General features: G+C 72.8%; 25 protein-coding genes. 18 read left to right on the plus strand and 7 right to left on the minus strand.

Annotation, left to right across the window (positions count from 1 at the left end; all coding sequences use genetic code 11):
- The first annotated feature begins 140 nt into the window (after positions 1 to 140).
- The 4 genes from LC193_RS27590 (at position 141) to LC193_RS27605 (ending at position 4,062) form a co-directional block, all read left to right on the plus strand.
- Positions 141 to 1,004, plus strand: coding sequence for a helix-turn-helix domain-containing protein (locus LC193_RS27590; RefSeq protein ID WP_226078090.1), 864 nt, complete (start codon positions 141 to 143; stop codon positions 1,002 to 1,004).
- Entirely contained in the window at positions 991 to 1,812 is an 822-nt protein-coding gene (locus tag LC193_RS27595; RefSeq protein WP_404819499.1) for an SAM-dependent methyltransferase, read from the plus strand. The genes LC193_RS27590 and LC193_RS27595 overlap by 14 nt, the downstream gene beginning before the upstream one ends.
- A 322-nt stretch (positions 1,813 to 2,134) precedes the next feature.
- Positions 2,135 to 3,592: an MFS transporter gene (locus tag LC193_RS27600; protein ID WP_226078092.1), complete on the plus strand. Its 1,458-nt coding sequence runs from the start codon at positions 2,135 to 2,137 to the stop codon at positions 3,590 to 3,592.
- 173 nt (positions 3,593 to 3,765) lie between these two features.
- Positions 3,766 to 4,062 (plus strand): hypothetical protein, encoded by a 297-nt coding sequence (locus LC193_RS27605; RefSeq protein ID WP_226078093.1) that lies wholly within the window; start codon positions 3,766 to 3,768, stop codon positions 4,060 to 4,062.
- A gap of 27 nt (positions 4,063 to 4,089) precedes the next feature.
- On the opposite strand, the gene LC193_RS27610 is transcribed toward LC193_RS27605, so the two are convergent.
- The 4 genes from LC193_RS27610 to LC193_RS27625 all read right to left on the minus strand — a co-directional run bounded on the left by LC193_RS27610 (position 4,090) and on the right by LC193_RS27625 (position 6,866).
- On the minus strand, positions 4,090 to 4,503 hold the full coding sequence (locus LC193_RS27610) for a lasso peptide biosynthesis B2 protein (RefSeq protein WP_226078094.1): 414 nt from the start codon (positions 4,501 to 4,503) through the stop codon (positions 4,090 to 4,092).
- Entirely contained in the window at positions 4,500 to 4,760 is a 261-nt protein-coding gene (locus LC193_RS27615) for a lasso peptide biosynthesis PqqD family chaperone (protein WP_226078095.1), read from the minus strand. Before LC193_RS27615 ends, LC193_RS27610 begins: the two co-directional genes overlap by 4 nt.
- On the minus strand, positions 4,738 to 6,600 hold the full coding sequence (locus tag LC193_RS27620) for an asparagine synthase-related protein (RefSeq protein WP_226078096.1): 1,863 nt from the start codon (positions 6,598 to 6,600) through the stop codon (positions 4,738 to 4,740). The genes LC193_RS27615 and LC193_RS27620 overlap by 23 nt, the downstream gene beginning before the upstream one ends.
- A 125-nt stretch (positions 6,601 to 6,725) precedes the next feature.
- Positions 6,726 to 6,866, minus strand: coding sequence for a lasso RiPP family leader peptide-containing protein (locus tag LC193_RS27625; RefSeq protein WP_226078097.1), 141 nt, complete (start codon positions 6,864 to 6,866; stop codon positions 6,726 to 6,728).
- 375 nt (positions 6,867 to 7,241) lie between these two features.
- On the opposite strand from LC193_RS27625, the gene LC193_RS27630 reads away from it, so the two are divergent.
- Positions 7,242 to 7,988 (plus strand): class I SAM-dependent methyltransferase, encoded by a 747-nt coding sequence (locus tag LC193_RS27630; RefSeq protein WP_226078098.1) that lies wholly within the window; start codon positions 7,242 to 7,244, stop codon positions 7,986 to 7,988.
- A gap of 7 nt (positions 7,989 to 7,995) precedes the next feature.
- Here LC193_RS27630 and LC193_RS27635 read toward each other — a convergent pair whose 3' ends face one another.
- Positions 7,996 to 8,814, minus strand: coding sequence for an SAM-dependent methyltransferase (locus LC193_RS27635; protein ID WP_226078099.1), 819 nt, complete (start codon positions 8,812 to 8,814; stop codon positions 7,996 to 7,998).
- A gap of 208 nt (positions 8,815 to 9,022) precedes the next feature.
- On the opposite strand from LC193_RS27635, the gene LC193_RS27640 reads away from it, so the two are divergent.
- The 6 genes from LC193_RS27640 (at position 9,023) to LC193_RS27665 (ending at position 14,089) form a co-directional block, all read left to right on the plus strand.
- Complete coding sequence (locus LC193_RS27640) at positions 9,023 to 9,745, plus strand: GNAT family N-acetyltransferase (RefSeq protein WP_226078100.1); 723 nt, start codon at positions 9,023 to 9,025, stop codon at positions 9,743 to 9,745.
- A gap of 348 nt (positions 9,746 to 10,093) precedes the next feature.
- A complete protein-coding gene (locus LC193_RS27645) occupies positions 10,094 to 10,684 on the plus strand; it encodes a TMEM165/GDT1 family protein (protein WP_226078101.1) in 591 nt (196 codons plus the stop codon).
- Positions 10,685 to 10,789: 105 nt separating this feature from the next.
- Positions 10,790 to 11,551 carry a ThuA domain-containing protein gene (locus tag LC193_RS27650; protein ID WP_226078102.1) on the plus strand — a complete coding sequence of 254 codons (762 nt, stop codon included), beginning with the start codon at positions 10,790 to 10,792 and terminating at the stop codon, positions 11,549 to 11,551.
- Positions 11,548 to 12,675: a Gfo/Idh/MocA family protein gene (locus tag LC193_RS27655; RefSeq protein ID WP_226078103.1), complete on the plus strand. Its 1,128-nt coding sequence runs from the start codon at positions 11,548 to 11,550 to the stop codon at positions 12,673 to 12,675. The genes LC193_RS27650 and LC193_RS27655 overlap by 4 nt, the downstream gene beginning before the upstream one ends.
- 215 nt (positions 12,676 to 12,890) lie before the next feature.
- Entirely contained in the window at positions 12,891 to 13,223 is a 333-nt protein-coding gene (locus LC193_RS27660) for a histone-like nucleoid-structuring protein Lsr2 (protein ID WP_226078104.1), read from the plus strand.
- A gap of 194 nt (positions 13,224 to 13,417) precedes the next feature.
- Positions 13,418 to 14,089 (plus strand): AIM24 family protein, encoded by a 672-nt coding sequence (locus tag LC193_RS27665; RefSeq protein ID WP_226078105.1) that lies wholly within the window; start codon positions 13,418 to 13,420, stop codon positions 14,087 to 14,089.
- 126 nt (positions 14,090 to 14,215) lie between these two features.
- Here LC193_RS27665 and LC193_RS27670 read toward each other — a convergent pair whose 3' ends face one another.
- Positions 14,216 to 14,659 (minus strand): nuclear transport factor 2 family protein, encoded by a 444-nt coding sequence (locus LC193_RS27670; RefSeq protein ID WP_226078106.1) that lies wholly within the window; start codon positions 14,657 to 14,659, stop codon positions 14,216 to 14,218.
- Between the two features lie 220 nt (positions 14,660 to 14,879).
- Here LC193_RS27670 and LC193_RS27675 point away from each other — a divergent pair, with 220 nt between their 5' ends.
- Entirely contained in the window at positions 14,880 to 15,107 is a 228-nt protein-coding gene (locus LC193_RS27675) for an alpha/beta fold hydrolase (protein ID WP_226078107.1), read from the plus strand.
- Between the two features lie 92 nt (positions 15,108 to 15,199).
- Here LC193_RS27675 and LC193_RS27680 read toward each other — a convergent pair whose 3' ends face one another.
- Positions 15,200 to 16,285 (minus strand): Gfo/Idh/MocA family protein, encoded by a 1,086-nt coding sequence (locus LC193_RS27680; RefSeq protein WP_226078108.1) that lies wholly within the window; start codon positions 16,283 to 16,285, stop codon positions 15,200 to 15,202.
- Positions 16,286 to 16,504: 219 nt separating this feature from the next.
- On the opposite strand from LC193_RS27680, the gene LC193_RS27685 reads away from it, so the two are divergent.
- From LC193_RS27685 to LC193_RS27710, 6 genes are all read left to right on the plus strand, one after another.
- On the plus strand, positions 16,505 to 17,554 hold the full coding sequence (locus tag LC193_RS27685) for an iron-siderophore ABC transporter substrate-binding protein (RefSeq protein ID WP_226078109.1): 1,050 nt from the start codon (positions 16,505 to 16,507) through the stop codon (positions 17,552 to 17,554).
- A gap of 23 nt (positions 17,555 to 17,577) precedes the next feature.
- Positions 17,578 to 18,624: a FecCD family ABC transporter permease gene (locus tag LC193_RS27690; protein WP_226078110.1), complete on the plus strand. Its 1,047-nt coding sequence runs from the start codon at positions 17,578 to 17,580 to the stop codon at positions 18,622 to 18,624.
- Positions 18,621 to 19,685, plus strand: a complete 1,065-nt coding sequence (locus LC193_RS27695; RefSeq protein ID WP_226078111.1) for a FecCD family ABC transporter permease — start codon at positions 18,621 to 18,623, stop codon at positions 19,683 to 19,685. Before LC193_RS27690 ends, LC193_RS27695 begins: the two co-directional genes overlap by 4 nt.
- Complete coding sequence (locus LC193_RS27700) at positions 19,664 to 20,536, plus strand: ABC transporter ATP-binding protein (RefSeq protein WP_226078112.1); 873 nt, start codon at positions 19,664 to 19,666, stop codon at positions 20,534 to 20,536. Before LC193_RS27695 ends, LC193_RS27700 begins: the two co-directional genes overlap by 22 nt.
- A 262-nt stretch (positions 20,537 to 20,798) precedes the next feature.
- On the plus strand, positions 20,799 to 21,119 hold the full coding sequence (locus LC193_RS27705) for a hypothetical protein (RefSeq protein ID WP_226078113.1): 321 nt from the start codon (positions 20,799 to 20,801) through the stop codon (positions 21,117 to 21,119).
- Between the two features lie 66 nt (positions 21,120 to 21,185).
- Positions 21,186 to 21,827: a DUF1648 domain-containing protein gene (locus LC193_RS27710; protein ID WP_226078114.1), complete on the plus strand. Its 642-nt coding sequence runs from the start codon at positions 21,186 to 21,188 to the stop codon at positions 21,825 to 21,827.
- The last annotated feature ends 80 nt before the right edge of the window (positions 21,828 to 21,907 follow it).

A 21,907-nucleotide genomic window follows, 5' to 3' on the forward strand; every position in this document is an offset into this window, starting at 1 on the left:
CGGCGGTCCCGCCCGGTTCGCGGTGTACGCGCCGTGGCCCGCGCGGGACGGACAGCCACCGTTGTGGTGGCTCTGCCATTCTGCAACTGGCAGAATGGCGCGGCACATTGTCGTCACTCCTCCGGGGAAGGGGGCGCGGTATGCCGGTGTCGCGCTCCGGCCGTCCCACGGCCGCCCAGCTGCTGATCGGTGCCCGCCTGCGGCAACTTCGCACCGAGGCCGGTCTCTCCACCCGCCAGGCCGCGGCCGAACTCGGCACGTCGGCCTCGGCCCTTCACCGGATGGAGGGCCACGGCGTGGGGCTCGAACCGGGACGCGTACGAAGACTCCTGAGCGCCTACGGCCGGGAGGGCGAGGCCGGCGCGGTGCTCGCCGACGTCGAGCGGGCGAGCCGGCCCGGCTGGTGGGACGCCTACCGCGACGTGCTGCCGCGTTCGCCCGCCGACCTGATCGGCCTTGAGGAGCACGCGTACGTGATCCGGCTCTACGCCCCCGCGGTCGTGCCCGACCTGCTCCAGACCCCGGCCTACGCCGAGGCGTTGCAGCGGGTGCGGCACCCGGAGGAGGACGACCGGCGCATCGCCCGGCGGGTGGAACTCGTCGTGCGGCGGCAGGCGTTGCTCGAACGCGCCGACCCGGCGCCCCCCGTGGTGTGGGCGCTGCTCGAAGAGGCGGCGCTGCGCCGCCGGGTGGGCGACGCGGAGGTGATGCGCGGTCAACTGGCGCACCTGCGGCTGCTGGCCGCGCGCCCCGGCGTCACGATCCGCGTCGTCCCGATGTACACCGTGCACACCGCCCTGCTCTGCGGCCCGGTCCAGTTGCTCCGCTACCGGCCGGCCACGCTGCCCGACCGGGTGCTGCTGCACACCCTGGACGGCATCGAGGTCGAGGACAGGCGCGACGTGGTGGCGCAGTACCTGATCGCGCTGGACTCCGCGGCCTCCGTGCCGGACAGCGTGCCGATCTCCGCATGGCGGACCGACTGGGAGGATGCCCGTGCTTGAGGAACAGATAGACGCCAACCGCCCCGACCCGGCCCGGGTGTACGACTGGTTCCTCGGGGGGAAGAGCTTCTTCCCCGCCGACGAGGCCGCGGGGCGCCAGGTGCAGGCGATGTGGCCCGGCGTGCGGGTCGCGGCCCGCGCCAACCGCGCGTTCCTCCACCGGGCGGTGCGGTGGCTGGCGGCCGAGGCCGGCATCCGGCAGTTCGTCGACATCGGCACCGGCGTGCCCACCGAGCCGAACCTGCACCAGATCGCCCAGGCCGAGGCGCCCGACACACGCGTGGTCTACACCGACAACCGGCTGATCGTCCTGCGGTACGCCGAGGCGCTGATGACGGGCACGCCCGAGGGCCGCACGGCCTACCTGCACGCCGACTTCTGCGAACCCGCGTCCATTCTGGACAGCGCCGAACTGCGGGACGTGCTCGACCTGTCCCGGCCCGTCGCCCTGTGCCTGAACGCCCTGCTGCACTACATCGCGGACGATCCGGTCACGGGGGTGACGGCGCACGACCTGGTCGCGCGATACGTCGCCGCGCTCCCCTCGGGCAGTTACCTGCTGATCACGCACGTCACCCCGGACTTCGACGCCCCGACCTGGGAGCGGATCACCTCGGGCGACCGGGGGCACACCGGGCAGACGGGGCAGATCCGCACCCGCGAGCAGATCCTGTCCTTCTTCGAGGGCATGGAGCTGGTCGAGCCGGGGCTCGTCCCGCCCCAGGACTGGCGTCCCGACGGCCCGGTGCCCGCGGGGGCCACCCACGCCGCCGTGTCCATGTGGGCGGGGATCGCGCGCCGGCCGTGACCCCGGGCCGCCCGCGCGCCGGGTCCTGGACCTGGCGCGCGGTGCGCCGATGCGGCGCGGGTGGCGGCCTCAACGGCGGGGTGGGCGGCGGAGGAACGCGGCGTCGGCGTGACGGACGGGAAACGTCACGTTGTGTCCGTCGTCATCCGGCGAAAGGCCGGATCAGCTCGTGCTTCGACACATCCTGTACGGAACACGTTCAACTGGTCATCCGATTGAATGTATAACGCATCTTTTGTGTACCGTACGGAGGTTGCGCACGCCACGGTCCGCCGCCGCGGCGCACGAGCCCTCCCGCCCCCACCCCCGAGCGGAGACCCGCATGAGTCCGACCTCGTCCCCGCCGCGCAGCGGCACCGTCGTGGGCGTGCTGGCCGGCGCCGGAATCGTGACGTCCCTGATGCAGGCCCTCGTCATCCCCCTGATACCCGAACTGCCCGCGCTGCTCGGCACCTCGGCGGCGAACGCCTCCTGGGTGGTGACCGTGACCCTGCTCACGGGAGCCGTCGCCACACCGGTGGTCGGGCGGCTCGGCGACCTGTACGGCAAGCGGCGCATGCTCCTGACCTGTCTCGCCCTGCTGGTCGCGGGCTCCCTGGTCTGCGCGCTCGCCGACTCGTTGGCCCCCATGATCCTCGGCCGCGCGTTCCAGGGCATGAGCATGGGCATCATCCCCCTCGGCATCAGCATCATGCGCGACCTCATGCCGCCGGAACGACTCGGGTCCGCGATCGCCCTGATGAGTTCCTCGCTCGGCATCGGCGGCGCGCTCGGCCTGCCGGCCGCCGCCGCGGTCGCCCAGAACGCCGACTGGCACATGCTGTTCTGGGGCGCGGCGGCGCTGGGCACCGTCGTGGCCGTGCTGGTGCTGCGCGCGGTGCCCGAGTCGCGGGTCCGGGCCGGCGGCCCGTTCGACGTGACCGGCGCCCTGCTGCTCTCCTGCGGCCTCGTCGCCCTGCTGCTGCCCATCTCCAAGGGCGGCGACTGGGGCTGGGACGCGCCCGTCACCCTCGGCCTGTTCGGCGCGGCGGCCCTCGTGCTGGCGCTGTGGTGCGGGTGGGAACTGCGCACCCCCGCGCCCCTGGTCAACCTCAGGTCGAGCGTCAAACGGCAGGTGCTGGTCACCAACCTGGCGTCCGTGCTGGTCGGCCTCGCCATGTTCGTCATGATGCTCGTCCCCGTGCAGATCCTCCAACTGCCCGAGGCCACCGGGTACGGCCTCGGCCAGTCCATGCTGGCGGCCGGCCTGTGGATGGCGCCGTCCGGCCTGGTCATCGTGCTCGTCTCGCCGCTGGGCGCCCGGCTGTCCGCCGCCCGCGGCCCCAGGACCTCCCTGCTCACCGGCGCCCTCGTCATCGCGTTCGGCTACGTCATCGCGCTCGGCCTCTCCGGATCCGCGTGGGGCGTGCTGGCCTTCACCTCGGTGATCAGCGTGGGCATCGCCCTCGCCTACGCGGCGATGCCCGCCCTCATCATGGCCGCCGTGCCGCCCTCGGAGACGGCGGTCGCCAACGGCCTCAACACCCTGATGCGCTCCATCGGCACCTCCACGTCGAGCGCGGTGGTCGGTGCGCTGCTCGCCAGCATGACCATCCGCTTCGAGGGCGCGGAGCTGCCCTCGGAGCAGGGCCTGCGCACCGTGCTTGCCTTCGGCGCGTGCGCCGCGCTGCTCGCGACGGCCGTGATCCTGGCCATTCCGCGGCACGCGCCCGCGGACGCCTCCGCGGCGCCGCCCGCCGCGGCCCGCCCGCCGGCCGGCGCCCGCCACCCGGCTCCTTGACCCCGCGCGCCACCGCACGGCGCAGCTGCCACGCCGCCGCGGAATGGAGAAAGCCCGGGATGCGGAGCCCGTATTCCGGAGGTAAATTCAACGGAGGGGGTGTTCCGGAATCCGCAGGGAGCATGACGATGGGTCAATCCATACGCTACGTGAGGCGGGGCGTCCAAGGGGTTGTGCGTCAGAACTTCAATTGGGACATCATCACGGCTCGCTCCGTGGTGCACATCACCGCAGGTGAAGTTCTGCCCGGCACGACCGAGGCGACTCCCGTCACGCCGGGCCAGAACTTCCACTACCACCTGGGTGCGGCGCCCGTATGGGTCTCCAACGTCTCGCCTCACCGCAATGAGTTCAGCGGCCAGGCCGGTGGAGTGGAATACCTCCTCCACGTCGACTGGTCGTCGCCCCTGGACGTCGCCGTCACGATCACGGTCGAGGACGCTGTCCCGGTGGAGATCCAGGGTTACTGAGACCGCTGAGCCTTTTTTCGGCCTCTTTCAGGCGGGGGGAATGGAAATGAGCGTCCGGTAATGTTTACCGAGGTATAGCTCTCCGACGGGTTCGCCGTCGACTTCGATCCACGCATGTGCCGCGAATGGATGCGTACGGACACCGGTACACCAGGTGGGCCAGACATTGCGGGTTCGGCAGACCAGGGCCGCGGCGATGGACCGTTGCAGACAGCCCTGACCTGCGCAGCGAAGACTGACCGAGACGACCGCGCTACGTGCCGCGAGTGCCTGGTCGGCGGTGGCGGCTCGGGCACCGCGGCGGATGAAGAGCAGAACGGCTCGTAGCCTGCGCGGTGACAGTCGGCTGAGCAGGCGCGCCGCACCGACCGCGAGCAGCGGCACCAACCGCCTGTGGACCGGAAGCCGGGGCTGGTGTTCGAGTGCGACGGGAACGGTCACGAGGTCACCAGCAGCTTCGCCGCGCGAAGACGATCGATGATCGCCGTCACGTCGGACCGTGCCTGCCTGGGATCGAGGTCGTGCCGCTCGGCGAGGCCCGCCGCGATCCGCTCCTGGCTCTGACCGGCCAGCAGCGCGTGCAGAACGCTGCTGCCGGTGTTGTTGAGCTGCCAGTAGCGTCCGGTGCGCTCATCGAGCAGAACGGTGCCGTGTTCGGTGCTGGTGGTGGCGATGTCAGATCGTAGTCGCAGACTCATCGACCCTCCCTTGGTCGGCTTTCGGGGTCCAGCTTTCCGTCGAGGTCTTCTTGACGGCGCGCAGCCAGGTCTCACACCCGAGCAGTTCTTCCAACGCCATGGTGGTGGCGTTGTCGACCTGCGGGGCCAGCAGCCGGGTACGCAGCACGTCAGGATCGATCAGCCCGTGGTCGGCCAGCGCCGAATCGGCGAACAGTTCGAGTAGGGCAGGCATGTTGCGCCGCAACCCGATGCGCACGTCCTCGCCTGCCTCACCCTTGGTGGATCGGCCCGCGACGGCGGCGGGCAGGATGCCGTGCATCGCCTCGGACAGCAGCGGTTTGTAGCGCCACGGCGTTCGACGCTCGGCGAATCGAACGGACAGCGCGGCCTCGATCACCCGATCGTCGAGGTACGGCAGCTCCAACCGCACACCGGCCCGCGCGAACGGCCTGGCGAGCTGGCGGTAGCCGGGTCCCGCGATGCGCAGCGCCATCAGCGTCGCGTGCTGCGCTCGTTGCGCGGCCAACGGTCGCGCCTGCTCGGCGATGCTGTGCAACAGCCCGCGCGTCACCTCGATCGCGGACGGCGTGACCCATTCCTGTGCTCGCAGCGGCGCGTAACCCCATCCGAGATCGGGCGTACGGCGGGCGCGAGGCGGACCGGTGAGATGGTCGGCCTGCTGCCGCCACCACGCGCGGAGGTCGCGACGATCAGTGAGCGCGGCGATGGTGGCGGTCAACGGCCAACGGGACATCGCCCGGTGACCACGCAGGTGAGTGAGTGCGGTCAGCGGATGGCGGTACAGCAGGTCCCGCAGGTAGTAGGGCAGCTCATGGAACAACTCGTCGGAGCCGTGCCCGGCCAGGTGTGTCCGCGACCCGCACTCGGCCAGGGTCCGGGCGGTTTGCCTGGTCCGCTCGGCGGTACGTGTGAAGGGATACGGCGCCTCGGTATCGGTGATGCGTCCGGGATCGGCGAAGACCGATGGCATGGCTTCTTGCGCCAGTTCCCGATGTTCGGCAGCGGGCAATTCCCTGGCCGCCCGCGCCGCGAACCCCGCATCGGCGTTCGCCTCGTCGGCCTCGCTCCAGCGGAAGGTCAGCAGGTCGGGAACCCCGGCTTCGGCTGACAGGAAGCACAACGAGGTGGAGTCCATCCCACCGGACAGATCCGCACTGACCCGGCCCGCCGAGGAAGAGCGCGCGGACACCGCTGTCCGCAGCGCCTCACGGACCAGTTCCGCACCTTCTGCCAGCGACCTCTCCGGCGCGGGTGGCTCCCACCAGCGCACCGTGGTCGCCGTTGTCCCTCGGCCGTCGACCCGCAGGTAGGAGTCCGGCGGCACCGGACTCACGCCCTGCCACATCGAGCGTTCGGCCAACGGCGCGGGCGCCCGGATCCCGCACGCCACGCGGGCCGCCAGGGTCTGCTCGTCGATCTCCGCTCCGATCAGCGTGGCCAGGACATCGGATCGGTCACCTGCGAGCGCCACGCCGTCCCGGCTGGTGTGGAACACGCGGCGAACGCCCGCCAGGCTGCCCTGCACCCGCAGCACGCCCGCGACCGACGCCACCAAGTGGAAACTGCCCGGCAACGCGCGGGTCACCATGTCCAGGTCTTCGACCCGGCGCACCCGGGAGATCAGTTCAGTCAATCGATCGGCGGTGAGCGGACAGGTGCCGATCACCGCTGCCTGTATCGAGTCCGTCCCGGCGACGATCAGTTCACCGGGAGCCCATCGTCCCAGCAGCCATGGCCGACCGGAGGGGTAGGGCACTGACCCGAGCCGAATCACCGGATCGAGGAACGCGCGAGGGAACGGGGCATCCGGCAGCACCAGGAAACCGTCGGACAGCACCGTCGATCAACCCCTAACTTCCCTACTGACCGTGGAGGAGACTCGTTATTTATGGTGGGGATTCACATTCGGGTCGGCGGAATGGGTGGTGATCGGACGTGGCCCGATCACCACCGGGTCGAGTGTCAGTAGTCGTACTGGGGGTTGAAGGGCTCCCACCAGATGCCGTTGTTGCCGAGGGTGTCTTCGCTGAACTCGCCCAGCTCCACGAGTTCGGGCGGCTCGTACGGCGTCATCGTCGAATTCTCGACCCGTTCGCTCATCATGTTTCCTCTCTCGTCCTACGCGTCAGGACAACGGAAGTGTCACGCTCACCGGCGGGCAGGAAGACGCGACAGCCCAGGCCACGCGACCACTCGCGGAATGGTAAGGCTGACCGTTCGGGAGGGGTCCCCGGAACCCTCCCGCATAATGAGCTATTTTCGTGCGCCCAGGAGGACAGGAGGTGACACCGTGACGCAGCGGTGTTCTTGCTGTCCGGAAAGCTCGCCGTCGCCTGCTGGTGGCAGTCCGGTCCGGGCAGCTGCCTGAAAAAAGGGCGGCGCAGGTTGGCAACCACCGGGCCCCGAAGCGACCGGCCGATCCCCCCTCGCCCCGGGAGCAGTGCTCGGGCGCCCAGGCCGATTCGCTACCGTGGGCCCGTGTTCACCACCCGGGGCCCCGCGTTCCACGAACTGGCCGTGCAGGCGCTGTCGTCGGTCGAACGCGGCTACGACCTGCTGGCGCCGAAGTTCGACCACACACCGTTCCGGACCCCGGACGCGGTGCTCGCCGCCGTCCGCGACGCCCTGACTCCGCTCGGGCCGTTCCGCCGCGGCCTCGACCTGTGCTGCGGCACCGGCGCCGGCCTCGGCGTGCTCACCGGACTGTGCCAGGAGCGCGTCACCGGCGTCGACTTCAGCTCCGGCATGCTCCGGGTGGCCGGGGCCGCCCACCGGGCCGTGCCCGGCGGGCCCGCCCTCGACCTGGTCAGGGCCGATGCCAGGGCGCTGCCGTTCCTCGACGCGTTCGACCTGGTCGTCAGCTTCGGCGCGGCCGGCCACTTCCTGCCGGCGGAACGGCCCGCCCTGTTCGCGGGCGTGCGCGCCGCGCTCAGGCCCGGCGGCCTGCTGGCCTTCCCCGTGGCCGCGCCGCCGCGCGTCGGGTCCGCGCCCTACTGGGCGCTCGCCGGGTTCGACGCGGCGATGCGGCTGCGCAACGCGCTGTGGCGCCCGCCGTTCGTCATGTACTACCGCACGTTCCCGCTGCCCCGGGTGCGCGCAGAACTGGCCGCCGCCGGCTTCTCCGTGGGCACCGTGCCGCTCACCGCGCTCGGCACCCTGCCCGACGGGAGCCCGCGCTGCCGCCTGGTGCTGGCGCGGCGCCCGGGCGGGAAGCCCGCGTCCTGACGGGGCGTCAGGGCTTGCGTGCCACGCCCCCGGCCATCAGCCGCTGGGCCACGGTCAGCGGCAGCGGGACCGGGGAGTCCGGCCGCCACAGCGGCAGCGACACCACGCCGGGTTCGAGCAGTTCGAGGCCGCGGAAGTACGCCTCGATCTCCTCCATCGTGCGGAACCGCCCGGTGCCGAGGAACTCCAGCATCGTCTCCTCGACCGTGCGGGCCTCGGGTCCCGTGTCGCAGAAGTGCGTCAGCAGCAGGTGGCTCCCCGGGGGTACGGCCCCCATGTAGGCGTCGACGATGCCCTGCGGGTCCTCGTCGTCGTGCAGGTGGTGCAGCATGCCGACGAGCATCACGCCGACCGGCTGGGAGAAGTCGATCAGACGCCGCACGCCGGGGTGCGCGAGGACGGCCTCCGGATCGCGCAGATCGGCCGTGACCACGCCCGTGTACTCGTTCTCCTCCAGCAGGGCCCGGCCGTGGGCCAGCACGATCGGGTCGTTGTCGACGTAGGCCACCCGTGCGTGCGGCGTGTGCCGCTGGGCCACCTGGTGGGTGTTCTCCAACGTCGGCAGGCCGGCCCCGAGATCGAGGAACTGCTGGATCCCGGCCTCGACGGCCAGGTGGCGCACCGCGCGGCCGAGCACCGCGCGGTTGTACCACCCGACGTCGCTGATGTGCGGCATCGTGCGGCGCACTTCGTCGGCGACCACGCGGTCGACCTCGTAATTGTCCTTGCCGCCCAGGACCGCGTCGTACACCCGCGCGATACTCGGCCTGCTGAGGTCGATGTCCTGGGCCTGACCGGCCGTGGCCGCGCCGTTCTCGTTCGCCATTGAAGAGGTCCCAACTTCCGTCTCGCGGCCCGTCGTTGGCGGGCCCGCCCGTGCCGTGGCGCACAGGGTAACCTCCGGGTGACCGGTTCGCGCACCCGTTCCCCTCTCAACCTCGCTCACCGCCGCGGAAGTTGACGCGGGGCCCGGCCGCCGTCGGAGCACAGCCGGTTCCCGGCAACCTTCCGGGCCGTGCCCGGGGTCTTGTTGGGTGAGAGAGCAAAAGGGAACGACGGGCAAGGTGATGGTGGTGCGCGGTTTCGGCACGGTCCGGCGGGCCGGGGGAGAGGACATCGAGGCGGCGGCGCGGGCGCTCGCGGCGGCCTCCGTGGACGAGGCCGTGGCGGCGTGGATCACGCCGGACGAGGAGACGCGCGCACGGCGGGGCGCCGAGGCGGGGCAGGACATCGCCGCCTGGCTCGACACGACCCGCCGGAGCGCCGAGGTCCTGCTCGTGAGCGGTGACGACGGCATCGCGGGGCTCGCCATGTGGCACTTCGTCGACGGTGCCGGCGACGGCGACGGCGACGAGCACGCGGACGGGCCGGGCGACGGCGGCGCGGACGCGGCCGGCACCGACGCGCTGATACGCGTCTACGGAACGGACGGCCTGGCCCGCATGGCCCAGGTGCGGGAGGCGGTGGGCCGCCGGCACCCGAGCGGCGTCCCGCACTGGCACCTGTCGCAGACCGTGATCGTGCCCGAGCTGCGTGGGCGCGGCCTCGGCGGTGCGCTGCTGCGCCACCACCTGGACCGCGTGGACGAGGAGCGGGCGGCGGCCTACCTGGAGGCCAGCACTCCGCGCAGCCAGGCGCTGTACGAGCGGTACGGCTTCCTCGCGCTCGGGGCGCCGGTCGAGCTGCCGGACGGCGGGCCGCGACTCCAGCCCATGTGGCGGGAGGGGCGTTCCGGACTCAGGCCCCCGGGGGCGTGAGCCGGCGGGCCACCGGGCCCCGGCCGCGCGCGCCCGGGACCGGCGCGTACGCCCCCGGGGGCCGCCCGGGCCGCGCCGGTCCCGCGCCCGGTAGCATGGGCGGCAGCGAAGGGGAGTAGTCCCGCAACACCGGCCGGTCGACATACTGGCCATCCGCACGCGGATGGCCCGGCCGCCGGGCCGCGGCCCGCCAGGGCCCCGGTGGACGAGACCTTCGGCCAGGCACGACTCTGCCCGCACCTTCCGGTGCGGGCCGGACGACATGCCGGGCCGAGTGGTCCTCCCCGCTCCCGCTGGGACATTCCGTGAGGTGCCACGCGACCCGGCCCGCACAGAAAGCTCACCGGCATGTCCCTCGACCTCCTGGCGGTGCTCACCGCCTTCGGCCTCATCTTCCTCGCGGAGCTGCCCGACAAGACGATGTTCGCGTCGCTGGCCATGGGCACCCGCATGCGACCGCTGTACGTCTGGTTCGGCACCTCGACCGCGTTCGCGGTGCACGTGGCGATCGCGGTCGGCGCGGGCAGCCTCATCGGCCTGCTGCCCGACTGGTCGGTGCGGCTGGTGTCCGCGGTCCTCTTCGGCCTCGGCGCGTTCCTCCTGCTGCGCGGCGGGGGCGACGACGAGGAGGACGGGAACGCGGGGGGCGCCGGGACGGTGACCGGCTTCCTGCCGGTCTGGACGACCGCGTTCACCGCCGTGTTCATCAGCGAGTGGGGCGACCTGACCCAGATCACCACCGCGAACCTCGCCGCCACCAACGGCGCCCTGCCCACCGCCATCGGCGCCGCCGCGGCCCTGATGAGCGTGTCCGCGCTCGCCCTGCTGGTCGGCCGGTTCATCGCCCGGCGCGTGCCCCTGCGGACCGTGCAGCGCATCGGCGGGGTGTGCATGCTCGGCCTCGCCGTCTGGTCCCTGATCGAGGTCTTCGCCGGCTGAGGCGGCCGTCGCGGCCCGGCCCCCCGCGGGCGCGTCCGGCCGGGTGGGGGCACGCTGTCGCGGGTAGGGTCCCGCGGAAGCACGAACACGGAGGTGAGGACCACCATGACCGCCTCGACGACGCAGCGCCCCCTCAGCGTCACGGTCTGGAACGAGAACGTCCACGAGACCACGGAACCCGAGGTCCGCGCCCGCTACCCCCAGGGCATCCACGGCGAGATCGCGGCGGCCGTCCGGGAGCACGTGCCGGACGCCGACGTCCGCACCGCGACCCTGGCCGACCCGGAGCACGGCCTGACCGAGGAGGTCCTGGCCGCCACCGACGTCCTCACCTGGTGGGGCCACCGCGCGCACGGCGAGGTGGCGGACGAGGTCGTGGCCCGCGTGCGCCGGCACGTCCTGGCGGGCATGGGCCTGGTCGTGCTGCACTCGGGCCACCTGTCGAAGATCTTCACCACGCTGCTCGGTACCACCTGCAACCTCGACTGGCGCTCGGGCGAGGACCGCGAACTGGTGTGGACCGTCGACCCCACGCACCCCATCGCCGAGGGCATACCCAGCCCGCTGATCATTCCCGAACAGGAGATGTACGGGGAGTTCTTCGACATCCCCGCGCCCGACGAGCTGGTGTTCATCAGCTCCTTCAGCGGCGGCGAGGTCTTCCGCTCCGGCTGCACCTTCCGGCGCGGCCACGGGCGGATCTTCTACTTCAGCCCGGGCGACCAGGCGTACCCCGTGTACCACCACCCGGGCGTCCGCCGCGTGATCGCGAACGGGGTCCGCTGGGCGAGGGGGCACGCCGAGCAGCGGCGGCTGCCGGAGCTGCACCGGCGCGAGGCGGGCTGGTTCGAGGGAACGGGCCGGTGAGCGCGCCGCCCTCGTTCGCCACGGTGCCGGGGGAAGGACCCCTGCGCGTGCTCGTGGTCGGGGCCGGCGGCATGGGCCGCGCCTGGCTGCGCACGGTCGCGGCCGACGACCGGGTGGCGCTCGCCGGTGTGGTCGATCTCGACCCGGCGACCGCCCGCCGTGCCGTCACGGAGGAACTCGGGGACGTCGCCGTCCCGGTGGGCGCCTCACTCTCCGAAGTGGCCGCCCGGGGCGGTGCCCAGGCCGTCATCGACGTCACCGTTCCCGAGGCCCATTTGCCGGTCACGCTGGAAGCCTTCGGGCTCGGCCTGCCGGTCCTCGGCGAGAAGCCGCTGGCCGCCGATCTCGCGCAGGCGACCGCCCTGGTGAAGGCGGCGGCGGACAGCGGCCTGCTGTTCATGGTCAGCCAGTCCCGCCGCTACGACCGCGGCCTGTGGGCGCTGCGGGACCGCGCCGCGAGCCTCGGGGACCTCGGCGTGCTGACCCAGGAGTTCTTCCGGGCGCCGAGGTTCGGCGGTTTCCGGGAGGCGATGGACCACCCCCTGGTCCTCGACATGGCCGTGCACAACTTCGACGCGGCCCGCTTCGTGCTGGGCCGCGATCCGGTCAGCGTCTACTGCGAGGAGTTCAACCCCTCCTGGAGCTGGTACCGGGGCGCCGCGGGCGCCACCGCCGTGTTCGAGATGAGCGGCGGCGTCCGGTTCGTCTACACGGGAAGCTGGTGCGCGCCGGGCCTTGAGACCTCGTGGAACAGCCGGTGGCGGCTGTCCGGGGCCCGGGGCAGCGCCACGTGGGACGGCGAGGACGAGCCCGTGACGCAGCTGGCGGACGACGCGCCGGGCGCGGCGGTGGACCACGGCCCTGCGCCCCTGCCGCCGGGAGCGGGAACGGCGGGCGCGCTCGCCGAGTTCGTGACCGCGCTGCGGACCGGGCGGGTGCCCATGGGGGAGTGCCACGACAACCTGCTCAGCCTGGCGATGGTGCACGCCGCCATCGCCTCCTCGGCGGCAGGCGCCCGCGTCCGGGTGGCCGACGTGCTCGCTTCCGCGCGCGCCGAAGCGGGCATCCCGGCCCAGTCGCCCTATCCGGCCCCGGAGAAAACGGGGAGCGGATTTCCCGGATAACCGCGGGCCGGGGGAATTCCGCGGGCGCCGCCGCACTTCCCCGCCGCGGTGAGGGGGCGCCGGGCCGTACGGCCCGGCGCCCCCTCATGGGGTTCGCGGTTGAACGGCAGGACGCGGACCGGCCGACCGCGGAACGGGCGGGCCGAGTACATCGCGATGCGCACGTGTTCGGCGCCTATGGGGGCCGCCACTCCATTGGCCGTATACTCCCGGCCATGGCTAGGAAAGTTGTCACTATCTACACCGATGACCTCACGGGCGAAGACACGGATGAGGTCAGTACCCACACCTTCTCGATCGATGGTGTGAACTACGAGATCGACCTCGCACCGGACTCCTTCGACCAGTTCCTCTCGGCTCTCGGCCCGTTCGTGAACAAGGCCAGGAAGACCGGCAGGACCCAGCGTTCTGGGAGCGCTCCCAAGCGCGATCGGCAAACGGTCGACACGGCTCGTATTCGCCAGTGGGCCAAGGAGAACGGCTTCGATGTGAACGAACGCGGGCGGGTGCCGGCCAGCGTCCGGGAGGCGTACGAGCAGGCGCACTGAAGGCGGGCCGGCCCCTGCCGGGGGAGAGGGGCCGGCGGCGAAAAGGGCAGCTCGCTCCTGCCGGGGAGTGACCGGGAAAACACCGCGGGATACGCCGGGCGGCACCCGTGAACGGCCGCGTCGGCCAGGGGAGTTGCCGGGGACCTGGCCGGTCGGGGCCCGCCCGCGGGGTGCCAGGACGTACCATTCGCGCCATGCGAAGCGATCTCTTCTCAGCGGAATATCAGGCCCAGCCCCCGGCCGCGGTCGGCATGAGTCTGCAACACAGCCGGTCCATCAAGTACGTCGTCGACGGTGAGTGCCACGCGCGCCAGGGGGCCATGGTGGCCTTTCGCGGCAATCTGCAATTCGAGGTGAAGTCCCAGGGGGTGGGCAACTTCCTGAAGCGGGCCGTCACCGGCGAGGGGCTGCCCCTCATGGTGGCCAAGGGGCAGGGGGAGGTGTGGTTCGCCCACAACGCCCAGGATTGTTTCATCATCGACCTGGAGCAGGGCGACGGCCTGACCATCAACGGCCGCAACGTCCTGTGCTTCGACTCCTCACTCGGGTACCGGATCAAGATGGTCAGCGGTGCCGGAATGGCCGGTGGCGGCTTGTTCAACTGCGAGTTCGAGGGACAGGGCCGGATCGGCCTGATATCGGACGGCGCGCCGATCGTCATACCCGTGTCGTCCCAAGCGCCCGTCTACGTGGACACCGATGCCGTCGTCGGCTGGTCGAGCGGACTGAGCAGCTCGATCAACCGGTCGCAGAGCCTGAAGTCCATGTTCCGCGGCGGCTCCGGCGAGGCGTTCCAACTCGTGCTGCAAGGCGAGGGATTCGTCATCGTCCAGCCCAGCGAGGCCCAGCCGGCCGTCGAGAAGTGAGACGGACTTCCGCCGGGCGCCGGCCGCGTTCCCCGCGCTAGCTCCTGGGCACTCCGCGCCCGGCGCGGTGCACGCCGTGGCCGCCGCGGGACGGGTGCTCCCGCGGCGGCCACGGTGTGCCGGTGGCTACGCGCTCTCGTCGAACGCCTCGGCGACGGCGAGGCTGTCCTCGTAGGTGTGCTGGCGCGTGATGAGACCGTCGGTCACCGTGAGGTGCAGGGCGAAACGGGCCCGGTAGGCACGCTTCGTCGACTCCGCGGTCTGCCGGATCTCACCGAGCACGACCGCGTCCTCGCCGTCCACGAGCACGCGTTCGACCTGGGTGTCCGCCTCGCCGCGGACGTGGTGCCCCGCCAGCTCGCGGTAGTGGTCCGCGACGTCCGCACGCGTGGTGCGGTGGCGGATCCAGGGCGTGGCGGCGCGGCCGTGCGCGGACTCCGGCCAGTCGAGCCTCCAGTCGACCTGCTCCGCGTACAACTCGGCGATGCGCTCGGGCGGGCCCTCGCCCAGCCGGACGAGGAGATCCTGCACCACGGCGCGCGTCGCGTCCGCTTCGGGTTGGGGGGACATGGGCGTCCTCTCGCTGTACTCGCTGATCGGGCTTTCGTCTTCGGCAACCGTGCGACGGTCACCGGAGATCGCAGTCTGTCAAATAACAAGCGGCGACGGGGACTTCATGACACACCAGCCCGCTTTCGACCGGACGGGACCGCTTGTTGCTTTGCCGAGATCGATCAAGTGCGATCATCGACCGGTAGCGCACCAGGGACCAGACTGCCGCGATGCGCCGATGGACTCGCGGCGCTCGGTGCCGTGCGTGGTGGCGACGGGGCGCCACGACGCCTTCTTCCCGCCACGCGTTCTCGCGCCGGCGGTACGCGACCGGCTGGGCGCCGGGCTCAGGGTCGTCGACGGCGCGGGGCACCTGGTACTGGACGAGAAGCCCGCGACGGTCGCCGAGATGGTGAACGAGTTGCACGCCGCCGTGAACGGGCCGTCCCGTCCCCCGGGCCAGTGACCGGCGGCCGTGCGCGTCACCGCGAGCGACCGCGCCTCGGCACGGCCCTTAGCGTCCGCCGCCCCACCCGTCGGAAGCCGTGACCTGGACGGTCAGGAGGCCCAGGGCTCCCTGGTGGTGGTGACGGGCGTGCCGGTGCGCGCGGACTCGCTGATCGCCAGCCCGATCAGGTGGTCCTGGCAGCCCTCCGCGAGCGGGTAGGGCTCCGGGCCCTGCCCGCGCGCCCACGCGCCCGTGCGGCACAGCAGGTCGACGACGGCGAGGTCGTCCTCGGAGAAGGACGCCCCCACGTAGGCGTTGCGGTACACCACCCGCCCGTCGAAGGATATGTGGTGCAGTTCGCGGCCCTCCAGGTTGAGGTCCGTGCCCGTGGTCCGCCTGGTCAGGGAGGACGTCATGGGCGTGCGCGGATCCGCCATGCGCACCACGGTGTCGTCGACGATCTCCCCGAGGGAGCCGCGCACCACCATGCGGCGCGCGCGCAACGGGTTCCACCACTGGTTGTCGGTGAAGTCGTACAGGGCGGTGCGGCCCCCGAAGTCGAGCAGGGCGAGCGTCGTGGCGGCCTGGCGCGGCGCCAGGTCGTCCGACCAGCCGTCCTTGGTCAGCGGGTCGGCCAGCGGCGCGGTGAAGGACCGCGCGGTCACCGTGGCCGGTTCGAAGCCGGTGCCGAGCAGGTGCCTGATCAGGGACACCGCGTGGTAGGAGTGCGTGGAGGACAGCTGAACGGACGTCACCTCGCCGACGGCGCCGGCCTCGACGACGGCGCGCCGCGCGACGTGCCCCGGCATCAGCGGGTACTGCTCGGCGACTTGGACCAGTCCAGAGCCGCCGGCCGCGCGCCACACCTCGCGCAGTCCCGGCAGGTCGGCCGCGGGCGGCGTCTCGGCGAGCACCGGTACGCCGAGCGCGACGAGTTCCGCCGTGACCGGGCCGGTCCGCGACCACGGCACGCTCGGCACCACGAACTCCGGTGCGCGGTCGGCCGCGACGAGTTCCGCGGCGCTCCGGAACGCGGGCACGCCCCAGGCGGCCGTCACCTCCGCGCCGCGCGCGGCCGTTCGCGTCACCACGCCGGTCACCGCGAGCCGGTCGGGGAGCGCCCGCGCCAGCCGCAGGAAGAACTCCGCGCGCCAGCCGCTGCCCACGATGCCGAAACGTACGGGGTCCTCGCTCATGGGCCTCGCTCCTCGCGTCCGGCCGCGCGGCGGTGTCCGCGCGGGCACAGCGGGCAGGGTACCGACCGGCCGCGCCGTTCAACCGCTCCCGGGCGGCGGCCCGGTGGGATCCGCGCGCGGCGGGCCGTTTGAAAGCGGAGGAGAGTGAGCTTAGGCTAACCTAAGCTCGCGCGATCCGCGCTGCGGCCGTGCAGTCACCGGAACCCATAAGGAATACCCATGCCGTCCAGCTCCACCCGCATACGCCGTCAGGCGCTCGCCCTCCCGGCCGCCCTCGCCGCGCTGGCTCTCGCCGTCACCGCCTGCTCGGGCGAGGAGGAGGAAGACGACACGTCGGCGCCGGCGGCGGAGAGCGGCGGGGCGTTCCCTGTCACCATCGAAAGCGCCCTGGGCGAGGCGGAGATCACCGAGCAGCCCGAACGGGTCGTCACGCTCGGCCAGGGCTCGGCCGAGACGGCCATCGCGCTCGGGCACACCCCGGTGGGCATCGAGAGCTACGAGTGGGGCAGCGACGAGACCGGCTACCTGCCCTGGATCCACGAGGCCGTGACCGAGGCGGGCGACGAGCTGCCGACCCAGTTCACCGGCGGTGAGGAGATCGACTTCGACGCCATCCTCGAACTGGAACCCGACGTCATCCTGGCCCCCTGGTCGGGCATCACCCAGGACCAGTACGACATCCTGTCGGACATCGCGCCCACCGTCGCCTACCCCGACCTGGCGTGGAGCACGAACTGGGACGAGCAGATCGAGCTGATCGCCACCGCGCTCGGCCAGCCGGAGCGCAGCGCCGAGCTGATCGACGGCATCGAGCAGCAGCTCGCCGACGCCGCCGCGACCCGCCCCGACTACGAGGGCGTCAGCTTCTCGTACATCTACACCTCGGGTCCCGGCACGCTGGGCGTCTTCCTCCCCGAGGAGCAGCGCGTCGAGATGGTGAGCGGCCTCGGCCTCACCGTCGACCCGGTGGTCGAGACCTTCGAGGAGACCGAGGGCACCGACTCCGCCCTCATCGGTCTGGAGAACGCCGAGCAGCTCGCCGAGAGCGACCTGATCTTCACGTTCTACACCGACGCCGAGACCCGCGCCGAGATCGAGGAGCAGCCGCTGTACGCCTCGATCCCCGCCATCGAGCGCGGCGCCGTGGTCGCCAGTGACGACAACGCGTTCGTCACCGCCTCCTCGATCATCAACCCGCTGACGGTGCCCTGGGTCATCGACCGCTACCTGCCGCTGATCGACGAGGCCGTCGCCACCCTCGACGGCTGACCGCACGACGCCACCGGCTTTCCATGGCCACCACCACCGCAACCGCCCGGTCGGGCGGCACCGCGCGCAAGCCCGCCGCCGGTGCCGCCCGGCTGGTGTGCGCCCTGCTCGCCGGGCTCGTCCTGCTGACCCTCGCCGTGCTCGCCAGCGTCATGTTCGGCAGCCGGACGACCTCCTTCTCCGAGGTGCTCGACGTCTGGAACGGCACCGCGGACGACTACGTCGCGACCGTCGTCGAGAGCCGCTACCCGCGCACCGCCCTCGGCGTCCTCGCCGGGGTCTGCCTCGCCGTCGCCGGCACCCTGATGCAGGGCATCGCCCGCAACCCGCTCGCCGACCCCGGGCTGCTCGGCATCAACGCGGGTGCCGCCGCCGCGGTCGTGACCGGCACCGCGTTCTTCGGCGCCTCGGGGCAGTCGGCGACCGTCTGGTGGGCGATGCCGGGCGCGCTGCTGGTCGGGTTCCTCGTGTACGCCATCGGGTCCGCGGGCTCGGGCGGCGCGGGCCTGGTCAGGCTCGTGCTGGCCGGCGCCGTCGTCACCGCGGTCCTGACCGCCTACATCCAGGCCGTCGCCCTCAGCAAACCCGACACCTTCGACAGCTACCGCTACTGGGTCGTCGGCGCGCTCGGCGGCCGTGACTTCGACGTGCTGCGGTCGGTCATCGTGTTCGCCGTGGCCGGTCTCGTGCTCGCCCTGCTCCTCGCGCCGGGACTCAACACCCTGGCCCTGGGCGACGAGTCGGCCTCCTCGCTCGGGGCGAGTCCCGCGCTGGTCCGCTCGGGCGGCCTCGTCGCGGCCACCCTGCTCAGTGCCGCCGCCACCGCGGCCGTGGGCCCGATCGCGTTCGTCGGCCTGGCCGTCCCGCACATCGTGCGGGCCTTCGCCGGCGTCGACTTCCGGGCGCAGATCGCGTTCTCTGCCGTCGTCGGCCCCACCCTGCTGCTGCTCGCGGACGTGCTGGGCCGCGTCGTGATGCGCCCGCAGGAACTGATGGTCGGGGTCGTCACCGCCTTCGTCGGCGCCCCCGTCCTGCTGTACGCCGTGCGGCGGATGAAGGAGAGCACATGACACGGGCCAGGGCCGCGACCCCGGCCGCGCCACCGCGCCGGGTGCTGACCGCGGGCCGCGCGGTGGCCGTTCCCGTCAACGTCCCCGCCGTCGTCGTCGGCCTGCTCACCGTGCTGCTGCTCGCGGTCGCGGCCGTCGCCACCCTGGCCCTCGGCCGGCTCGGCATCCCGCCGGGCGACCTCCCGGGCGCACTCTTCGGCGGCGCGGACGGCAAGGAGGAGTTCGTGCTCGAACGCCTCCGCGGGCCCCGGCTCGTCGTCGCCGTCGCCACCGGCGCGGCGCTCGGCCTGTCGGGCGCGCTGTTCCAGTCCGTCACCCGCAACCCGCTCGGCAGTCCCGACGTCATCGGGCTCGGCGCGGGCGCCGGCGCGGGCGCGGCCATCGCGGCGCTGCTGTTTCCCGGGACCGTGCCCGTGCCCGTCGGGGCCGTCGCCGGAGCGGCCCTGGCCGTGGCGCTGGTCTACGTGTCCACGGGCACCGGGTTCCGCAGCCCCGGGCGGCTCATCATCGCGGGCATCGGCGTGGCCGCCATGGCCGCGGCCGTGACCCAGTACGTCGTGTACGCCGTGGAACGGGACCGGGCGACCGCGCTGACCGCCTACCTCAACGGCAGCCTCGCCGCGAAGGCGTGGGACGACGCGGTCACCATCTGGGTCGTGCTGCTCGTCGTCGCGCCGCTGGCCGCCCTCCTCGCGGGGCGCCTGCACGCTGCCGAGATGGGCGACGAGATGGCCGCCGCGCTCGGCGCGGACCCGCAGCGCACCCGGGCCTTCGCGGTCGTCCTCTCGCTCGTGCTGTCGGCCGGCGCGGTCAGCGTGGCAGGACCGATCGCGTTCGTCGCGCTGACCGCCCCGCAGATCGCGCGGCGCCTGACGCGCGGTTCCGGCCCCCATCTCACCCTCGCCGCCCTCATCGGCGCGCTGCTGCTGGTGCTCGCCGACCTCGCCGCGCAGCAACTCCCGATCGCGGAGAATCTCCCCGTCGGCATCTACACGCTGGCGTTCGGCGGCGTCTACCTCGGATACCTGCTGACGCGCGAATGGCGAAAGGGAAGTCTGTGAGCACCGAAGCCGCGCCGCGCCGCGCGAGCCTGGCCGCCAGGGACGTGACGCTCTCCTACGGCGGGACGCCCGTCGTGCGCGAGCTGAGCCTCGACATCCCGCCCGGTGAGCTCACGATGATCATCGGGCCGAACGGGTGCGGCAAGTCGACCCTCGTGAAAGCGTTCGCCCGCGTCCTGAAGCCGGAGAGCGGGCGCGTGCTGCTGGACGGCGCCGACGTCCGCTCGCTGCGCGGCAAGGACGTCGCCCGGCAGGTCGCGCTCCTTCCGCAGAGCCCGCTGGCCCCCGAGGGCATCACGGTGCGCGGGCTCGTCCGCCGCGGCCGGTACCCGCACCACACGCTGCTGCGGCAGTGGTCGCCGCAGGACGAGACGGCCATCGCCCAGGCGCTGGAGCGCACCGGGCTCACGGAACTCGCCGACGCCTCCGCCGCGGAACTCTCCGGCGGGCAGCGCCAGCGGGCGTGGATCGCCATGGTGCTGGCGCAGCAGACGGAGCTGCTGCTGCTTGACGAGCCGACCACGTTCCTCGACATCGCGCACCAGTACGAGCTGCTTGAGCTGTGCGCCGAACTGCACCGCGAGGGCCGGACGGTCGTCGCCGTGCTGCACGACCTGAACCAGGCCGCGCGTTTCGCCACCCACCTGGTGGTGATGCACGCCGGACGCGTCGTCGCCCAGGGGCCGCCGGCCGAGGTGCTGACGGCCGCGCTCGTGCGGGAGGTGTTCGGCCTCGCGTGCGACATCGTGCCCGACCCGCAGACGCTGACCCCGATGGTGGTGCCGCACGCGCGCCACCCCCGCGTCGGCGTCTCCGGTGCGCAGGGCGCGCCGGGCCGCGTCGCCCCCTGACGGGAGCGGCCCGTCGGCAACCGGGGGCCGCGTTCCCCTGGGGGCGCATGGCGGAGCCAGGGGAGCCGGCGGCCGGCCGCACGCCGTGGGAACGCGGGCCGACATGTTCGCCCCGGGCTCGGTGCTCTCCTGCGCCTGCCTCGGCCGCAGCCCCTTCGAGTACCCGACGCCGCGGAGCCCATCGCCGCCGCCTACGCCGTCGTGCACCGGGCCCCGGACGTCCGCGGGATTCCCGAGCCCCTGCGCGGCAGGGGGCGGCGCGGTGCGCTGGGAGCACATCGACCCGGAGCCCACGGCCGCGGGACTGGTGCGCGGCCCGCTGACCGGGGCGCTTCTCGGCACCGTCGTCGCGCTCGCCGCGGCCTGGCAGCAGACGGCCTGCGGCCCGTTCGCCATCGCCCGGCTGTACCTCGCCCTGCCGCACGGACTCCCGCGCAGGCCGATGCCGTTCCTCATCGACGCCCACGAACGCCGCGGCGTGCTGCGGCGGTCGGGCGCGGTCTACCAGCTGCGCCACATCGAGCCGCAACGGCACCTCGTGGCGGGCGGCCGCAGGACGCGGGCATCGGCGGACCGCGGGTGACGCCGCCCGTCCGCGGTACCTAAGCTGGGGGGCGATTCGGGACACACGAGGACGGACGGGGGCGGCATGCGGCGCGGGCCGAAGGCGGATGGCCGGAGCGGGGAGCGGTCCCGGCCGGCGGGGGCGGAAGCGGAACGCCGGCTGCCCTGGGGGTGGCTGGCCCCCAGCGTGCTGCTGCTGTGCGGCATGGCGGTGTGGGGCGTGCTGCGCTACCAGGACCTGCCCGACCGGGTGCCCCAGCACATCGGGCCGGGCGGCGTGGACGCCTGGGCCGACAAGACCGTGCTGTCGGCGTTCATCCCCGTCTGGGTCTACGCGGGGCTCACCCTGGCCCTCGCCGGGTGCGTCGCGCTGACCGCCCGCACCACGCCGCGCGACGAGCTGCCGGAATCGGCGGACCGCTGGTCCGCGGCCATGGCGGCCATGAGCAACCGCCCGGCGAGCAGGGCCTCGGCCCGCCGCCTGGCCAAAGCCCTGTTGCAGACCAACGCCGTGCTGGGCGTGGCGCTGCTCCCGCTCGCCTGGCTCCAGTGGCGCGGCGTCGAGGCCACCGACGTGCCCGGCTGGGTGCTGCCCGTCACCCTCGGCCTCATCCTGCTCTCCACGGCCCCGGTCGCCGTGGCGCGGTGGCACGACCACGGCGAGAGGAAACGGTCCGCCGCCGGACCGGAGCAGCGGACCGGCGCCCGCCGCACGGCCGGGGGCTGAGCCCGCGGGTGCCGGTGGTGGGCGCGGGCCGCGTGGTGCCCGTGGGCTAGATTCCTTGCGGAGGGGCGGAGCGACTGGCC

The organism is Streptomyces marincola (assembly GCF_020410765.1).
Classification (GTDB): Bacteria; Actinomycetota; Actinomycetes; order Streptomycetales; family Streptomycetaceae; genus Streptomyces; species Streptomyces marincola.

Excerpts from the sequence above, each read along its gene's own strand:
- LC193_RS27590 (WP_226078090.1), top strand. The coding sequence starts at position 141 with ATGCCGGTGTCGCGCTCCGGCCGTCCCACGGCCGCCCAGCTGCTGATC.
- LC193_RS27595 (WP_404819499.1), top strand. The coding sequence starts at position 991 with ATGCCCGTGCTTGAGGAACAGATAGACGCCAACCGCCCCGACCCGGCC.
- LC193_RS27600 (WP_226078092.1), top strand. The coding sequence starts at position 2,135 with ATGAGTCCGACCTCGTCCCCGCCGCGCAGCGGCACCGTCGTGGGCGTG.
- LC193_RS27615 (WP_226078095.1), bottom strand. The coding sequence starts at position 4,760 with ATGAGTCTGCGACTACGATCTGACATCGCCACCACCAGCACCGAACAC.
- LC193_RS27625 (WP_226078097.1), bottom strand. The coding sequence starts at position 6,866 with ATGATGAGCGAACGGGTCGAGAATTCGACGATGACGCCGTACGAGCCG.
- LC193_RS27635 (WP_226078099.1), bottom strand. The coding sequence starts at position 8,814 with ATGGCGAACGAGAACGGCGCGGCCACGGCCGGTCAGGCCCAGGACATC.
- LC193_RS27645 (WP_226078101.1), top strand. The coding sequence starts at position 10,094 with ATGTCCCTCGACCTCCTGGCGGTGCTCACCGCCTTCGGCCTCATCTTC.
- LC193_RS27650 (WP_226078102.1), top strand. The coding sequence starts at position 10,790 with ATGACCGCCTCGACGACGCAGCGCCCCCTCAGCGTCACGGTCTGGAAC.
- LC193_RS27660 (WP_226078104.1), top strand. The coding sequence starts at position 12,891 with ATGGCTAGGAAAGTTGTCACTATCTACACCGATGACCTCACGGGCGAA.
- LC193_RS27665 (WP_226078105.1), top strand. The coding sequence starts at position 13,418 with ATGCGAAGCGATCTCTTCTCAGCGGAATATCAGGCCCAGCCCCCGGCC.
- LC193_RS27670 (WP_226078106.1), bottom strand. The coding sequence starts at position 14,659 with ATGTCCCCCCAACCCGAAGCGGACGCGACGCGCGCCGTGGTGCAGGAT.
- LC193_RS27675 (WP_226078107.1), top strand. The coding sequence starts at position 14,880 with ATGGACTCGCGGCGCTCGGTGCCGTGCGTGGTGGCGACGGGGCGCCAC.
- LC193_RS27680 (WP_226078108.1), bottom strand. The coding sequence starts at position 16,285 with ATGAGCGAGGACCCCGTACGTTTCGGCATCGTGGGCAGCGGCTGGCGC.
- LC193_RS27685 (WP_226078109.1), top strand. The coding sequence starts at position 16,505 with ATGCCGTCCAGCTCCACCCGCATACGCCGTCAGGCGCTCGCCCTCCCG.
- LC193_RS27690 (WP_226078110.1), top strand. The coding sequence starts at position 17,578 with ATGGCCACCACCACCGCAACCGCCCGGTCGGGCGGCACCGCGCGCAAG.
- LC193_RS27695 (WP_226078111.1), top strand. The coding sequence starts at position 18,621 with ATGACACGGGCCAGGGCCGCGACCCCGGCCGCGCCACCGCGCCGGGTG.
- LC193_RS27700 (WP_226078112.1), top strand. The coding sequence starts at position 19,664 with ATGGCGAAAGGGAAGTCTGTGAGCACCGAAGCCGCGCCGCGCCGCGCG.
- LC193_RS27710 (WP_226078114.1), top strand. The coding sequence starts at position 21,186 with ATGCGGCGCGGGCCGAAGGCGGATGGCCGGAGCGGGGAGCGGTCCCGG.